The sequence below is a fragment of the Fodinibius sp. GM21 genome (genome assembly GCF_058386955.1).
On record NZ_JBYEIQ010000004.1, the window covers coordinates 117,888 to 132,801 of the forward strand.

12 protein-coding genes are annotated in these 14,914 nt (G+C 44.6%); 6 read left to right on the forward strand and 6 right to left on the reverse strand.

The genetic code is table 11. From position 1 onward, the window contains the following. Positions 1-13: 13 nt before the first annotated feature. The 3 genes from lgt to ACT3IB_RS10865 form a co-directional block, all read right to left on the reverse strand. Positions 14-844: a prolipoprotein diacylglyceryl transferase gene (lgt, locus tag ACT3IB_RS10855; protein ID WP_491539037.1), complete on the reverse strand. Its 831-nt coding sequence runs from the start codon at positions 842-844 to the stop codon at positions 14-16. Between the two features lie 116 nt (positions 845-960). Continuing rightward, entirely contained in the window at positions 961-2,415 is a 1,455-nt protein-coding gene (gene cysS / locus ACT3IB_RS10860; protein ID WP_491539038.1) for a cysteine--tRNA ligase, read from the reverse strand. Between the two features lie 106 nt (positions 2,416-2,521). After that, complete coding sequence (locus tag ACT3IB_RS10865) at positions 2,522-5,602, reverse strand: DUF748 domain-containing protein (protein WP_491539039.1); 3,081 nt, start codon at positions 5,600-5,602, stop codon at positions 2,522-2,524. A 146-nt stretch (positions 5,603-5,748) separates the two neighbouring features. On the opposite strand from ACT3IB_RS10865, the gene ACT3IB_RS10870 reads away from it, so the two are divergent. The 3 genes from ACT3IB_RS10870 (at position 5,749) to ACT3IB_RS10880 (ending at position 8,679) form a co-directional block, all read left to right on the forward strand. Continuing rightward, a complete protein-coding gene (locus tag ACT3IB_RS10870; protein WP_491539040.1) occupies positions 5,749-6,420 on the forward strand; it encodes a protein-L-isoaspartate(D-aspartate) O-methyltransferase in 672 nt (223 codons plus the stop codon). Between the two features lie 93 nt (positions 6,421-6,513). Continuing rightward, positions 6,514-7,644, forward strand: a complete 1,131-nt coding sequence (locus tag ACT3IB_RS10875; protein WP_491539041.1) for a DUF368 domain-containing protein — start codon at positions 6,514-6,516, stop codon at positions 7,642-7,644. 42 nt (positions 7,645-7,686) lie between these two features. Then, positions 7,687-8,679, forward strand: a complete 993-nt coding sequence (locus tag ACT3IB_RS10880) for a universal stress protein (RefSeq protein WP_491539042.1) — start codon at positions 7,687-7,689, stop codon at positions 8,677-8,679. 82 nt (positions 8,680-8,761) lie between these two features. On the opposite strand, the gene ACT3IB_RS10885 is transcribed toward ACT3IB_RS10880, so the two are convergent. After that, positions 8,762-9,469, reverse strand: a complete 708-nt coding sequence (locus tag ACT3IB_RS10885) for a metal-dependent hydrolase (protein ID WP_491539043.1) — start codon at positions 9,467-9,469, stop codon at positions 8,762-8,764. A gap of 222 nt (positions 9,470-9,691) precedes the next feature. On the opposite strand from ACT3IB_RS10885, the gene ACT3IB_RS10890 reads away from it, so the two are divergent. From ACT3IB_RS10890 to ytxJ, 3 genes are read left to right on the forward strand one after another with little or no spacing between them, the layout of a single operon-like run. After that, complete coding sequence (locus ACT3IB_RS10890; protein ID WP_491539044.1) at positions 9,692-10,363, forward strand: L-threonylcarbamoyladenylate synthase; 672 nt, start codon at positions 9,692-9,694, stop codon at positions 10,361-10,363. A 3-nt stretch (positions 10,364-10,366) separates the two neighbouring features. After that, complete coding sequence (locus tag ACT3IB_RS10895) at positions 10,367-11,443, forward strand: 6-phosphofructokinase (protein WP_491539045.1); 1,077 nt, start codon at positions 10,367-10,369, stop codon at positions 11,441-11,443. Between the two features lie 60 nt (positions 11,444-11,503). After that, complete coding sequence (ytxJ, locus tag ACT3IB_RS10900; protein ID WP_491539046.1) at positions 11,504-11,890, forward strand: bacillithiol system redox-active protein YtxJ; 387 nt, start codon at positions 11,504-11,506, stop codon at positions 11,888-11,890. An 18-nt stretch (positions 11,891-11,908) separates the two neighbouring features. Here the strand turns inward: ytxJ and mtnA are convergent, their stop codons facing one another. Beyond that, a complete protein-coding gene (mtnA, locus tag ACT3IB_RS10905) occupies positions 11,909-12,967 on the reverse strand; it encodes an S-methyl-5-thioribose-1-phosphate isomerase (RefSeq protein WP_491539047.1) in 1,059 nt (352 codons plus the stop codon). A gap of 107 nt (positions 12,968-13,074) precedes the next feature. Further along, on the reverse strand, positions 13,075-14,787 hold the full coding sequence (gene ggt, locus ACT3IB_RS10910) for a gamma-glutamyltransferase (protein WP_491539048.1): 1,713 nt from the start codon (positions 14,785-14,787) through the stop codon (positions 13,075-13,077). Positions 14,788-14,914 lie beyond the last annotated feature (127 nt).

Consider the following 14,914-nt stretch of genomic DNA (forward strand, 5'->3'; position numbering starts at 1 on the left):
GAAAATTGATGGATTAATTTTTCTGTGATTCGACGGGTGGAGATTGGCTCCAGTCTACTTTTTTGATCATCAGCCATATGCCGATGGCAATAAGCGGGATGCTGAGCCATTGTCCCATGTTAAATAGCCAGTCAGCGGCAAAGGCGGCCTGTTCCATTTTGGTGAATTCAAGGAGGAAACGTCCGGTGAACAGCGTAGTCAAAAAAAGACCGAACAGCGATCCCTCCGGAGGACTTTTACGGTATGAGTGATACACTTTCCATAAAATGCCGAATACTAAAATACAGAGCAGGGCTTCATACAGCTGGGTGGGGTGACGCGGAACCATATCCACTCTGGTGAAAATAACTCCCCATGCCAGTTCGGTGGGTTCTCCGACAATTTCAGAGTTCATGAAGTTTCCGGTTCGGATAAAAGCCCCTGCAATGGCAACGACAACAACGACGCGATCGGCCAGCCAGAGAAAATTCATGTCCCTAAATTTTTTGGTAAATAGATACATGGCAATGATGATCCCGATAGCCGCGCCGTGACTGGCCAGTCCGCCATGCCAAATTTTTAAAATCTCGGAAGGATATCGCAGGTAGAAGCCGGGATCATAAAAAAGCACGTGTCCAAGACGAGCACCGACAACCGTAGCTATAAGAACATATGTCAAAAGTTGATCAACTTCCTCCGGATCGCGTTTGGCATGAATAAACATCTTTCGTGTCAGCCAAAAACCAACCAAGAATGAGGCAGCAAATAAAATGCCATACCAGCGCGGTTCGAGCGGTCCCAGACTAAAGGCTACTGGATCGGCTGACCAAGTAAAATAATCGTTAGCTAAAAGTAATAAGTTCATGTAAATTTTTATCTATTCGGATGGTTTTGCTACAGGCATTCGTTGCGTTTTCTCAACAATAGTGAGAATTGATTAATGCCTATCTTTAAAAAACTGTATGAAAATTTTATTAGCTGTTAATTCACAATTTTATAATCTGTACCTTCGGGGCTGTCCATCAACTTGATGTCCAGCTCTTCGAGGCGATCACGGATGGTATCTGAGAGTTCAAAATTCTTTTCGTGACGTGCATTATTGCGGATATCAATAAGCAGTTCAATAAGATCATGCGTTTTATCATTGCCGGCAGATGATTGGTTTTCTTGTGGCCAGAGCCCAAGCACACCATCCACAAAATCTTGCAGAAACTCTTTAATATCGGCAATATTTTCAGGGATATCTCCGGTGTTAATTTGTTTGCGGATAGTTTTGAGTTCGTCAAAAAGAACGGCAATGGCCTGTGCCGTATTGAAGTCGTCATTGAGTTTGCTCTCGAGTGAGGTTTTCAGCGATTCCAACTCATAAGCATCAGCAGAACCATCCTCTGCATTGGTGATTGTTTCAATCATTTCTTGCAGGCTTCGCAACCCGTTTTCGGCTCCCGAGAGGGCATCTTCGGAAAAATCAGTTGTACTGCGATAGTGACTTTGAAGCAGGAAGAATCGTATGATCTGCGGATCCCAGGAGTGATTAAGCAGCTCATGATCGCCGGAGAAAAATTCGTGTAATGAGATTGCGTTGCCCAGTGATTTACCCATCTTTTGTCCCTCAAGGGTAACCATGTTATTGTGCATCCAGTAGTTGGCAAAAGGTTTGTTAAAAGCACCTTCGCTCTGGGCAATCTCGCATTCATGATGCGGAAACTGGTTATCCATGCCGCCGCCGTGAATATCAAAATGTTCGCCCAAGTATTTTGTGGACATGGCCGAGCACTCAACGTGCCAGCCGGGATAGCCCATTCCCCAGGGGGAAGGCCACTTCATAATATGGCCGTCATCTGCTTTTTTCCAGAGGGCAAAATCTTCGGGTGAACGCTTGTCGCTGGCCGTCTCGATACGGGCACCACTTTCCTGGTCTTCAACATCCCGGCCGCTGAGCTTACCGTAATCTTCATCCGAGGAAACATCAAAATAGACATTGCCGTCGGTTTCGTAGGCATGACCATTTTCGAGAAGTTTCTTTACCATTTCGATCTGCTCTATAATATGTCCTGTGGCCCTGGGAGAAATATCAGGTCGCTGAACGCCAAGCGCATCCATATCGCGGAAATAGTTATAGGTATATTTCTCAGCAATCTCCATGGGCTCCAGCTTTTCTATTGCAGCCTGTTTCTCCAGCTTATCCTCACCTTGATCGGCATCGTCGGTTAAGTGTCCTACATCTGTGATATTTTGGACGTAACGAACGTTGTACCCTAAATAGCGGAGATACCGAATCACTACATCAAATGACACATAACTTTTGGCGTGTCCCAGGTGGGGATCTCCATACACCGTAGGCCCACATACATAGATACCTACAAAGCCATCTTTGATAGGTTTGAATTCCTCTTTTTTACGGGACAGCGTATTATAAATATGTAATTTGTTCATGAATCAGGATGCTTCCTTATTTATCAAAAATAATGTACTTACAGTTCGCAAAGATAACATTTCGTAGCATCAGTTGACAACGTGTATTGGGGTAAAATCGTTGTAATTAGTTGTCGAATAATCCCTTGAGAAGATTTTTGCCTTTGTCTTTCAGATAGTCTTTCACAATGGGAGCAATGGCTTCTTTGTCCGGGCGGATGGTTGGATTTACCTGGGTGCCCGTCATCCGAAGCGGAACCATAATCGTGCCGTTTTCTTGTGTTAACGCTTCTACAGCTTGGGAGCTTATGACTGATGCAATGCCTTTCTTGAAGCGAGCCGGCAAGAAAAGTTTGGTTTGATAGTCAATTTTTCCGGATACCATGTGCTGGGTCCCATTGAGCTCCATACCTATATCGTCGCTGGTCATGCGCAGATCATTAATGGAAAAGACACTATTTTTAAGGGAATAGGTGCTGTTGAATTTATCAAGACCGATATTGTTGAGCTCTTTGGCATTTAGCATTGCAGCCAGTTTTATTTGTATGGGATGACCCTGTATTCGTGAGTTAGTCATTCCAAAATTTCCGTCCATCGTTGATGTTTCGATGACGGGTGCTAAAAACTTGTCAAGCTCGGAATAGTATTCTACATCGGCATTGAAGGCCCCGGATACGTATTCGTGGAAATTGCTGTTCTCACCGAGCACCTGGAATTCATCAAAGAAGGCAGCCGCTTGCAAGCTGTCCAAGGTTCCGTTGAATGAGATCATGGTCCGCTCGGGTTCGGGAACCTCCCAGGTAAAAGAGCCAGTTGCTTCCCCGTCAAAGAGATTAATAGAAGCTTGATCCATGGTAATATCGTCCGGAGATGTGGTAGCTTTGGCCGTTAAATTAGTCATTGTAACGCCGGTAACAATCATTTTATCGATGGCAGCATTTACCGAACTGTTCAGATCGGGCAGATGGATGGGGATTGGCTCCGTGGTTTCTGTTGTGTCACTCCAATCGATCAGCTCATCCATATTAAGAAAATTACTTTTGTACGTACCCTCGAGATATGGTGTTGTACTTCGATTTTCTTCGGCTTTGAGATACTCCATATAATTGCGCAGCGATCCCGTAAGTGCGATATCGGAGGAGCCAATATTAAAGGATAACTGATCCAAATCTACGGAACCGGGCGAAAGGTTAAGTTTGCCATTAAGGTTGGTAACCGGCTGGACCATGGCCTCACCAGCCATATTGATTTGTTGCGCTGTCAGTTGTCCATTGAATTTCATATTTGCGGGATCATTGAGGGCTCCCTCCACGCGCAAATTGAGGTCGGCCAAACCGGTAAGTTCAGTGATTGTGGGTTGTAACTCGTAGTAGTCCTTGATCTGATTGAGTGCGGCTTTACCTGCCAGTTCAATATCAACGGTTCTATTGTCACTCAGATAATTGTTCACATTTCCAGAAATGCTCAAGTTGTTATCCCCGGTAGTGAAACTGGCTTTTTCAATGGTAAGGCTGGGTCCATCCAGAGAAGAATTCAGGGTGATATTTTCAATAGGTTTGCCCAGCGATTTATGGCTGATAAACCCATCAGAAAGGGAGATGTTTCCTGATTGAACGGCGTTTTCAATCTGATCGGCTTTTCCTTTTAAGACTGCCTGCGCCGTAAATTGGCCCCGCATACTTAGTGTATCTTCATCGATGGGGTAAAAATCTTTGATTGTGCCGAGATCAAAACTTAAATCTGTTGTCAGATCGACACTGCGCTGTTCTGCATTCATTGGCTCGTTTATCGATCCGTTCATCGAAAAGGTGTTGGCTGCGGCTTGCAGCTCCATGTTATTTATCGTGATCACGGATTGATTCGCTTTTGCATCAATGGAAATATTGTCGATAGGCTTGGCTACTTCGGCATATTTGAGCAAGCCATTACTCAGCGAGACTGTGGCATCAAAAGTTGCTTCTTCGGGAACCGCCATATTTCCGGATGCCTGTCCATTGGCAGTAAGCTGTCCGCCAAGATCTTCAATATCAAATTGGCTGATGTCATAAAAAGCGCTTATCGTAGCCAGATTTATATCCGAATCGAAATCGACCGAAAATGTACCGTTATCTTCCATAGGATTTTCGAGTCGACCGCTTGCCGCCAGGTTATTTTCCCCGGCCTGAGCGGTTAGGTTTTCTACAGCAATCAGGTTATTGGAGGCATTGGCTGCCAGCTGGATGTTTTCAATGGATTGCGGCAGGTCCGGGTTTTTTACGTATCCGTCACTGACTGTAATTCCGATATCAAAGTTCGGCAACTCTTCCCCCAGTAATGCACCTTTGAGTGTACCATCAATTGATAGCGCTCCGCGGGTTTCAAGTCCCTGAGTATATTCTTCGTATTCGGCGGGGACGAGGCGTAAGAGCTCTCCAAAATTGTCGGATGATGAATTAAATGTAAGATCACCGTTTAGATCATTACTCCAGTCAGAGAGCGAACCGGTTAGATTAAGTGCCAGTCCGCGGATGGAAAAAGTGCCTTCATCAAGTGTTATCGTTTCGTTTTCCAAGTCGATAGTGGACTCTTGGCTCATGCTCAGCGGAAGGTTGTTAAGGTAGGTACTTTCTCCCATTGAAGCCGAAAGCCCGCCCAATTGTAAATCGATGGTGCTTGTAATCAGGTCGGCATAGTTGAGAGAAATATCAGCATTGAGGTCATTGATCCGGATGTTTGTTTCGGAAGTAGCATCCTGATAACCAAAGTCTCCTCCGCTAATATTAAAATAGGGGATATTTACAGCCATAGCCTCGGATGTAGTGTCGGTCTCGGCCTCCTCAGCCATTAAGAAGTCGATATTGGTAGTGCTGTCGGCATTTACAATATAAGTGAACTGAGGATTTTTAAGGCTGATTTCCGAAATGTTGATCTGATCGCCCAGCAGAGAGAAAAGTTCAACGGAAACAATAAGTTCGTCCAGCGAAAGGAGGGTATCGCTTTCGGTTTCCCCGGGGATACTCATGTTTTGTATACTTATGCCGGGCCGGGGAAAAGTGCTGAATAGCGTCAAAGACATTTTTTCTACATTTACAGTGCGACCTACGGCATCATCAACATAAGGCATGACGGTATTTTTAAGGCGTTCATCCGAAAAGTAAATGTTTAGTCCAATAACAATAACAATAAATAATCCGAGTATAGCGCCGGCTATCTTTAGAAAGGTTTTCATAATCTCAAGGTGTTGGTCTCAATTGAATTTATATCCGCTATTTTGATAGTAAAAAAGTTTTCATTGATTAAAAATCGAATAATTTGCCGCAAGTTCCTTATGTTATATTCAATTCATAATCGGTTGGTAAAATACAAAAGTTTATCATGTTAAATTGGGGTTCAGGAGCAGATAATCCAAAGTTTAAGCAGCGCCGCCGTCGATTGGTTCAAGCGCTGGCTGATAAAGGTATTAATAATCAGCGTGTGCTGGAGGCCTTTAATATAGTTCCGCGTCATGTTTTTGTGGATACGGCGCTGCAGGATCGTGCCTATAAAGACACTGCCTTGCCCATTGGTAAAGACCAGACCATATCACAGCCATATACCGTAGCTCGACAGACGGAATTGCTTGAAATACAACCCGGCGAAAAAGTACTGGAAATTGGAACCGGGTCAGGATACCAGGCGGCAATTTTATGTGAGCTAGGTGCGAATGTATATACGGTTGAGCGCCATGAGAAGCTTTATAAAAAGGCAAAATCTACCTTGAAAGAGCTGGGGTATTCTATTCGTGCCAAGCTGGGGGACGGTACGCTCGGATGGTCGGCCTACGCACCTTATGATGCCATCGTGGTTACAGCCGGAGCCCCGGTTGTGCCTGAGGATTTGGTTGAACAGCTCAATATAAATGGACGCCTGGTTGTTCCGGTGGGAGATGAAAACAAGCAGGAAATGGTACGGCTCATCAAAATTAGGGAGGACGAATATGAGGAGGAGCATTTCAGTGACTTTAAATTTGTGCCACTTATCGGTGAAAAAGGGTGGAAGAAGGGATGAGGAATTAAAAATCGATTAATGAAAATTTACGTTTTATATTCGACGTAAATTAACAGCTGATTTTTTAATTTTTCATTTTTAACAATTACTGATTTGGCACAGAACGACCAACCTGAAAACCACTCCGTCAAAGACTCAACATCGTGGAGCGAATCTCCCTTTCTGCTGATTAAAGGCTTTTTAATGGGATCGGCGGACATTGTACCGGGTGTAAGCGGGGGAACGTTGGCACTGATTGTAGGAATTTATACGCGCCTCATCAACGCGATCAAGAGTTTTGATTCCCACTTTTTCAAGCAGTTCTTCACATTCAAGTTTCGGGATGCTCTGCGAGAGGTACACTGGAAATTTATGGTGGTACTGCTCTCGGGGATGTTCTGTGCTATCCTGTTTTTTACGAAAGTGGTGCCTCTGCAGGTGTACATGTTTACGAATCCGGAGTTGGTGTACGGACTCTTTTTTGGGTTAATAGTGGGATCTATATTTGTACTTATCAAAGCTATAGAAGGTTTTAACTGGATACACGGGCTCATGGTTGCCTTGGGAGCAGGTATTGGGTTCTGGGTAGTTACCTTAGTTCCGACCGACACGCCCGAAGCATCCTGGTTCGTTTTTCTTAGCGGATCTATTGCCATTTGCGCGATGATTTTGCCCGGAATTTCAGGCTCTTATTTTCTGCTTATCCTGCGAAAATACGACTACATCTTAGCACAGTTTGGTAAGCTGGGAACATCCGAAACAACGGCAGGGATATTATCACTGCTTCCTTTTGTTGTGGGGGCCGTTGTAGGATTGGTGCTTTTTTCCAGGTTATTGTCGTGGCTGTTAAGTCGCTACGAAGCAAAGACGCTGGCGGTACTTATTGGCTTTTTGATTGGATCGCTTTATGTGATTTGGCCGTACCAGGATCGCACGTATGAACAGATTGTGAGCAAGAGAGAAGTGGTGGCTTATAATAGTTCAAGTGCAGCGGAGCTTCGGAATAACCCACCGGATCAAAATCGCCCCGAATTTAAGCGATTAGGCAAAACGGTGAATCGTGATGGCGCACAAAAAGAAGTGGAGATTTTAACTGTGAAAAATAAGCTCATAAAAAGCGATCCATTTATCCCGTATTTAACCGTTCAAGAGGCTGGGACAGACCATTTTTGGAGTGGTATTTGGGGAATGCTTATTGGATTAATTATGGTGATGGGGCTTGACTATTTACGGACGGAAACCTAACGTTAATTAAACTGATGAATCTCCATATTAAAGACTATTATCATGCAGGAAATAAAAAAAATATTAGTACCTACAGACTTTTCGGAAAATGCTCAGTTGGCTTATCGTCATGCCCAGGAAATTGCTCACCGTTCGGGAGCAAAAGTTGATTTCATCCATGTAATCCCTATGCTTACTTATTTCCACAAAAGCCTGTCAAACATGGAGGCTCCACTGGATGTGGACAAGGAGTTGTATCCCACAGTCCAAAAAGAGGTTTTACATCAGATGGAACAGGCGATGGATGACTATATTGCGGAGGAGACAAAAGGAGAGGCTATATGCAAAATAGATCGGAAACCGTCTACCACTGTTACTGAATATGCACAAGAGAATAATTATGATTTAATCGTGATGCCTACAAAGGGGCACCACAAGTCGAATTTGATGCGCGGTTCGACGACTAACAAGATCGTTCGGCATTCCTCGGTTCCGGTATTTACGGTAGATGAGGGACTCAATGCCGAAGGATTAAAACGAATTATGATACCGACGGATGGTTCCATGTTGTCATTTACGGCCTTACCGATGGCTTTGACACTGGCGACAATTTATGATGCGGATATTACTTTTTATCATGTGCAGGAACTTTATGGCAGTCCGCTGGATGCCAAAGGCATGGATCCCAAAAAATCTGACGAACAGAACATTTATGATTCACTGCTGGGGCGGCTGGATGATTATTTGGCAGCTGAGGGCATTGATAATGTAAAGATAGCTCGCGGTGACGAAAAGTTCAGCGATCAGTTTGTCATCTCGGAAAATGCATCAAGCAGACGTATAAATATTTACACTGCAATTGAACGAGTGGTTTCGGCCCACCTGGGAATTGAAGATTATGCTGCAGAACATGCAGATGTAGTAGTGATGGCCACGCATGGCCACAGCGGTTTTGCTCACCTTCTTCTGGGATCTACAACAGAAAAGGTAGCACAGTCGCTGAGTACTCCGGTCTTAACCGTAAAGCCGGATGAGAAGAAGCTGTCGAAGAAATAATCTTTCGACCAAATAAATTACTAGCTAATAAGAAAAAGGCGCAAAATTTTTGCGCCTTTTTCTATTGGAATCAGCCTATGTCTTACGCTAAGAACTGGTCTCCTGCTTCGGGAATCCAGACCTCGGTATCAGTTGACTTCTCAGTGTATTTCTTGAAGTCTTCGGGATCACCCGTCAATGGAGGAAAGGTGCCGTAGTGAATGGGTACAGCATAATCGGCTTGAAGCAGATCGCAGGCCATCGCTGCTTCGCCCGGCCCCATGGTGTAATGATCGCCCATTGGAACAGCAACAATATCAGGCTCATAGAGCTCACCATACAGTTCAAGCTCATAAAAAATGTTGGTATCCCCAAGATGGTAGAAGGTAATATCATCGTAGAAGGAGATGACAAGTCCGGCCGGTTCCCCTGCATAATCGCCCTGGAAGGATGAACTGTGATTGGCTGAAACCATAGTGACGGAGAAATCATCAAAAGCAACCGTACCACCTTTATTAAATTCGATGGCCTGATCTTCGTTTAGGCCGTGCTTGCTCACCAGCAGCCGAGAAAGTTCAACCATGGTAACTACTTTGCAACCGGTTTGATCGGCAATATCAAGGGTATCACCTACGTGATCTTCATGACCGTGGGTTAGCAGAATATAATCGATGTCATCTTGTTGTTTATACTCATCCGGGGTAGCAGGATTTCCCGACAAAAAAGGATCAACTAAAATATTGGTACCCTGCGGACCCACGAGTTTAAAAGCTGAATGTCCCAACCATTGTGCTTGCACTGATGTATCCATAGCTGTAATAATTTATTTAATGATTTATATTAGAAATAGTATTGATTATCCGTGATCAATGTGTTATTAATGAAGTTCAAAAGCGCATAAAATAAGATGAATTATGAAGTTAAATGTTATTCCATTTCGTTTACTATCACAACATTTTATGGCGAATCATTCCGTGCGCTTTTTTGAGCTTATCTAACATCGTATAACTCCAAAAATATTTGAGGTTTATTCATGGCAGAACGAATCAAACTGCATCCCGAAACTCCCCATGTTAAACGATTATTTGAAATTGCTGACAAGGTGAAAGATGGGGCGGTAGTATTATTTCCGACTGACAGTCAATACGCCCTCGGTTGCGATTACAAAAATAAAAAAGGGATTGAGCGGATTCGTGAGATCCGACAGCTGGGGAAAGGGGATCACTTAACTATTTTATGTGATTCGTTATCGGGTATCGCAAAGTTTGCACATATTTCTGATTACAATTTTAAGCTTATTAAGCGACTGATCCCCGGTCCATATACCTTTATTTTGCCGGCTACCAAAGAAGTGCCCAAGCTGCTTGTTCATCCTAAGAAAAAAACGGTAGGCATTCGCGTGCCGGACTATCCAATTTGCGAGGGCTTGGTCCGTGAGGTTGGCAATCCTATGCTCGCCATTACTGCTAAAAAGCCTGAAATGGATGAAAACGCCCTGGAAAAGTTCGACAGAGAGCCGTTCTTGCGGAAATTTGAAAAGCAGGTAGATGTAACTATTGATAATCAGCAGGATCTACCTTCGCAGGAAACCACAATCCTGGATATGACCGATGATAATACCAAGATTGTTCGTCGCGGTCTTGGAATTGAACGAGTAGAAGAAGTGTTTGACAGGCAGCGGGAACCCTTAGAAAAACAAAATTAATTTATGAAGATTGCTATTAATACAGGCGGGGGTGATGCGCCCGGTCTTAATGCCGCTATAAGAGCCGCAACTTTAGCTGCACTTAAACGAGGTTGGGAAGTATACGGCATTAAAAATGGATATGGATCGATATTTACCGATGAACCTTTTGTAAAGCTCGATGCCAAAGCCGTGCAGGGCATTACGCTGCAGGGGGGCACCATTTTAGGAACAGCCAACCGGGGCAACCCCTTTGAGATGCCATATCAGCAAGATGATGGCAGCTGGGGGACCAAAGATGTATCGGACAAGCTGGTTCAGACCTTTGATGATCACGGTATTGATGCTCTTGTGGCCATTGGCGGTGACGGCTCGATGAATATTGCCAGCAAGCTTATCCAGAAAGGACTTGATATTGTGGGCGTTCCCAAAACCATTGATAACGATATCTACGGCTGTGATGTGACCCTTGGCTTTGATACGGCTATTGACATTGCAACGGAGGCCATTGACCGGATTACGACCACGGCAGAATCGCATCATCGACTGATGGTAGTAGAAGTGATGGGACGTTATGCCGGATGGATCGCCCTTTACTCTGGCATTGCAGCCTCGGCCGATGTGGTTTTGATTCCCGAAATTCCTTTTAGCTATGATTCTATCGTGGAAAAAATAAAAGAACGGGAGTCAAGAGGGTTGCATTATACCATGATAGTGGTGGCTGAGGGAGCCAAGAAAAAAGACGGTGAAATTGTCACCAAGGGTAAAACACCGGGACAGGAGGTGCAACTGGGTGGCATTGCTGATCAGGTGGCCAATGAACTTTCTGAGCGAACGGGTAAAGAATCACGATCGGTTGTGCTGGGGCATCTTCAGCGTGGAGGATCACCATCCACCTATGACCGACTTATTTCGCTACGTTTTGGAGCGGCTGCTATCCGCTGTGTGGAAGAGCACGACTATAATAAATTGGTAGTGCTGCAAGATAATAAGCTTACGCGGATCCCCATTACCAGCATCGAAGGCAAAATGAAATCAGTTTCCCTTGAGAGCGATACCGTACAAACGGCTCGAGATATTGGCATTTGCCTGGGAGATTAATACAAAGAAATTATTGTTTCACGCTGGACTTGTTTTAGCACCTAAAAGCAAAAAAAGTATATGGGTTTATTTAATTCAGTAAAAAATGCGTTTTCGGGATCAGATGCGAGTGAGATCTGGGATATGATTTCAGATCCTTCTCAGATAGATCCCATTATTGAGGCATCAAAAGAAAAGCCGCAGCTGATCTATAAACACAGCCACCGCTGCAGTGTTTGCTTTGTCTCGAAAGGAAATCTTGAAATGGCATCAGATAATATAAAAGAGCATGCCGATATGCATTTTGTAAATGTGGTTCGCAGCCGGGACACCTCTAACAAAATAGCATCAGAGCTGGATGTTCGTCACGAGTCACCGCAGGCGATCCTGATTGATCAAGGAGAGGTGGTTTGGCACGGCTCACATGGAAGTATCGATGCTGATGCTATCTTAGAGAATTTTGAGTGACGCTTGATTTCAGGCTTATCAATCGTTGAAAATATTTTTAAACTCTTCCTCAAAGGGCGGCTCAATAATGCCCTCTTGAGTTACAAAGCCATTGATATATGAGTGAGGAGTGATATCAAAAGCAGGATTGTACGCTTCGGCTTTTTTGGGTGCTATTTGGGCATCGCTGTAGTTAAGCACCTCTTCTTGTTCGCGCTCCTCCAGAGGAATCTCATCACCGGATTCCATTTCCATATCGATAGTCGAAAGCGGAGCTGCTACATAAAATGGGATCTCATTTTCGCGGGCTAACACTGCAAGGGTGTAGGTCCCGATTTTATTGGCTACATCACCATTGGTAGCAATACGATCAGCCCCTACCATAACCAGATCGACTTCGCCACGACGCATGAGTGAGCCCGCACTGGAATCGGTTATTATTTTCATAGGTATTCCCGCGTTCATCAGCTCCCAGGCGGTGAGGCGAGATCCCTGCAACAGCGGTCGCGTTTCATCTACCCAGACAAATGGCTTTTTGCCTTGCTCGTAGGCGTGGAATATTGCTGACAGGGCCGTACCGTATTGTCCCGTGGCAAGACTGCCGGTATTGCAGTGCGTTAACATTTGGGCTTCTTTGGGGATAAGCTTAACACCGTTTTCTCCAATTTTTTTGCAGATGCGCTTATCCTCATCGTGGATGGTTTTGGCCGTTTGCAAAACGATCTCTTTAATCTCACTGATATCTTTATCTTTGTGCGCCCGGATGGTGGACTTAATCCGATTCGTAGCCCATTTGAGATTTACAGCTGTTGGCCGGGCTCCCTCCAGATAGTCAGCAACGCGATCAACTTCGACCATAAAGCTTTCGAATGTATTTTCAGGCAGCGCTTTGATCCCCATATACAATCCATAAGCTGCGGCAATACCGATAGCGGGTGCCCCGCGGATGCGCAGCTTTTTGATGGCTTCCCACATGCGTCCCACATCTCGAATATCGCTATACACTTCACGTCCGGGCAGGTACGTCTGGTCCAAAATGCGAACATGATCTTCGCGCCACTCAATCGACTGTACGGCGGTACCAATATCGTTACTCATGATCGTTGAAACTTAGTTTAATTATGAACATGCGATATTGATTATGGTAAAAGAAGCGGGCATTTACAACTGTAAATTGTTAAAAGATAATTTCAAGTATCACAGGATTAATATCCTTCAGCAGCTCCATCACCGCGGGGATCGGGGGATCCATATTTCAATCCATTTTCATCAACATAGACGGTGTGTGCCCGTCCAACGCCGCCTGTTACACTTAAGGTATGGCCCCATTCTTTGAGTTTTTCTTTCGTATCGGGACTCAGCCCAAACTCTTCATAATATAATTTGTCGGGCATCCATTGATGATGGAAGCGCGGTGCAGAGTTGGCTTCTTGAGGTTCCATTCCAAAGACCACCATATTTAGAAAGTTGTGGAATGTAGCTGTGATGATCCGTGGTCCGCCGGCGGCGCCCAGTACCATTCGGGTAGAGTCATTTCTTGTTACAATGGTGGGCGACATGCTGCTGAGCATCCGTTTTTTGGGGGCAACCGCATTGGCCTTGCCTTGAATGAGCCCAAACATGTTGGGTTCGCCCGGTTGAGCGGTAAAGTCATCCATTTCATTATTGAGCAAGAACCCAGCACCGTCGACCGCAAGTTTATTACCAAAGGAGCCGTTTAGGGTAGTGGTTATTGCTACGGCATTACCGTCGGCATCCACGATAGAAAAATGGGTTGTTTCGGTGGACTCTTTGATTTGGATAGGGTTGCCGTGCGAAATATCCTCGCTGGAGGTAGCTTTATTCCAGCTAAAACCTTCCATGCGTTGCTGGTTATAATTTTCTGTCAGTAATTCTGATTGAGGAATATTTACAAAGTCGGGATCACCGAGAAAATGTGCTCGGTCGGCAAAAGCTCTACGCATAACCTCTGTAATGAGATGAATATACTCAGCAGAGTTATAACCGAGCTCTTTCAAGTTATAATCCTCAAGCATGGTCAGCATTTGTGCAATGGCAATGCTTCCGCTGCTGGGTGGTGGCATGATGTGGAGATCGTATCCATTAAAGCTAGTCGTTACAGGATCGCGCCACTTGCTTTCATAGTTTTTCAGATCGCTGTAGCTGATAATACCGCCTTGACGTTCCATCTCTTCAACAATCCTATCAGCGGTGACGCCCGAATAAAAACCGTCTCTCCCCATTCGAGAAATACGATCGAGAGTCTTGGCTAAATCCTTTTGAACAAAAAGATCCCCTTCTTTGTAAGGTGAACCATCTTTTTTGGTAAAATACTTGGAAGAGGAACGGTACTTTTCAAACTGATCAGCTTTATCGTTTAAGTCCTGTGCTTGTAGCCACGTAAGTTTATATCCTTCTCGTGCAAGTTTTATGGCTGGAGCGATAACCGTTTCCAACGGAAGGTTCCCATATCGTTCGAGGGCTTTTATCATGCCGTCAACCACCCCGGGAACCCCTGAGGCCAGTGCTGATCTTCTGCTAAGGTCCGGTTGATATTCCCCGTTTCTTATGAACATATCTTTGGTTGCTTTTTGTGGAGCTCTTTCACGAAAGTCCAGGGAAGTGGTAGTCCCATCGTTTAAATGTAGCACCATGAATCCGCCACCGCCAATATTACCGGCACGCGGTTCGGTAACTGCTAAGGCAAACTGTACGGCTACGGCAGCATCCACCGCGTTGCCTCCTTGTTGCATAATCTTTTTACCAACCTCGGAGGCATGCTTTTCAGCGGAAACGACAATACCATTTTCATAGGATTTGGCCCAGCCAATTTGAGCTATGCTTTCACCGGGCAGTGATACAAAAAATACAATGAATAAAATCCAGGTAAGTAATCGAGAGTGGAACGCTTTGTTCATTAGACTAAATTTTTTGAGCACGCGGTTCTTGTTTTATCCAGAGAACATTTGCTGCAAGTAGAATATATCCTCAAGAATTACAGCAACGTTTTGTAAAGAGTTGAATTGTAAGAGAATTAATAATTAA

What these genes read in the sequence shown, in the direction of transcription:
- cysS (WP_491539038.1), bottom strand. Translation starts at nt 2,415, where the DNA reads ATGAACAAATTACATATTTATAATACGCTGTCCCGTAAAAAAGAGGAA.
- ACT3IB_RS10880 (WP_491539042.1), top strand. Translation starts at nt 7,687, where the DNA reads ATGCAGGAAATAAAAAAAATATTAGTACCTACAGACTTTTCGGAAAAT.
- ACT3IB_RS10890 (WP_491539044.1), top strand. Translation starts at nt 9,692, where the DNA reads ATGGCAGAACGAATCAAACTGCATCCCGAAACTCCCCATGTTAAACGA.
- mtnA (WP_491539047.1), bottom strand. Translation starts at nt 12,967, where the DNA reads ATGAGTAACGATATTGGTACCGCCGTACAGTCGATTGAGTGGCGCGAA.
- ggt (WP_491539048.1), bottom strand. Translation starts at nt 14,787, where the DNA reads ATGAACAAAGCGTTCCACTCTCGATTACTTACCTGGATTTTATTCATT.
- ACT3IB_RS10885 (WP_491539043.1), bottom strand. Translation starts at nt 9,469, where the DNA reads ATGGATACATCAGTGCAAGCACAATGGTTGGGACATTCAGCTTTTAAA.
- ytxJ (WP_491539046.1), top strand. Translation starts at nt 11,504, where the DNA reads ATGGGTTTATTTAATTCAGTAAAAAATGCGTTTTCGGGATCAGATGCG.
- ACT3IB_RS10895 (WP_491539045.1), top strand. Translation starts at nt 10,367, where the DNA reads ATGAAGATTGCTATTAATACAGGCGGGGGTGATGCGCCCGGTCTTAAT.
- ACT3IB_RS10870 (WP_491539040.1), top strand. Translation starts at nt 5,749, where the DNA reads ATGTTAAATTGGGGTTCAGGAGCAGATAATCCAAAGTTTAAGCAGCGC.
- lgt (WP_491539037.1), bottom strand. Translation starts at nt 844, where the DNA reads ATGAACTTATTACTTTTAGCTAACGATTATTTTACTTGGTCAGCCGAT.
- ACT3IB_RS10865 (WP_491539039.1), bottom strand. Translation starts at nt 5,602, where the DNA reads ATGAAAACCTTTCTAAAGATAGCCGGCGCTATACTCGGATTATTTATT.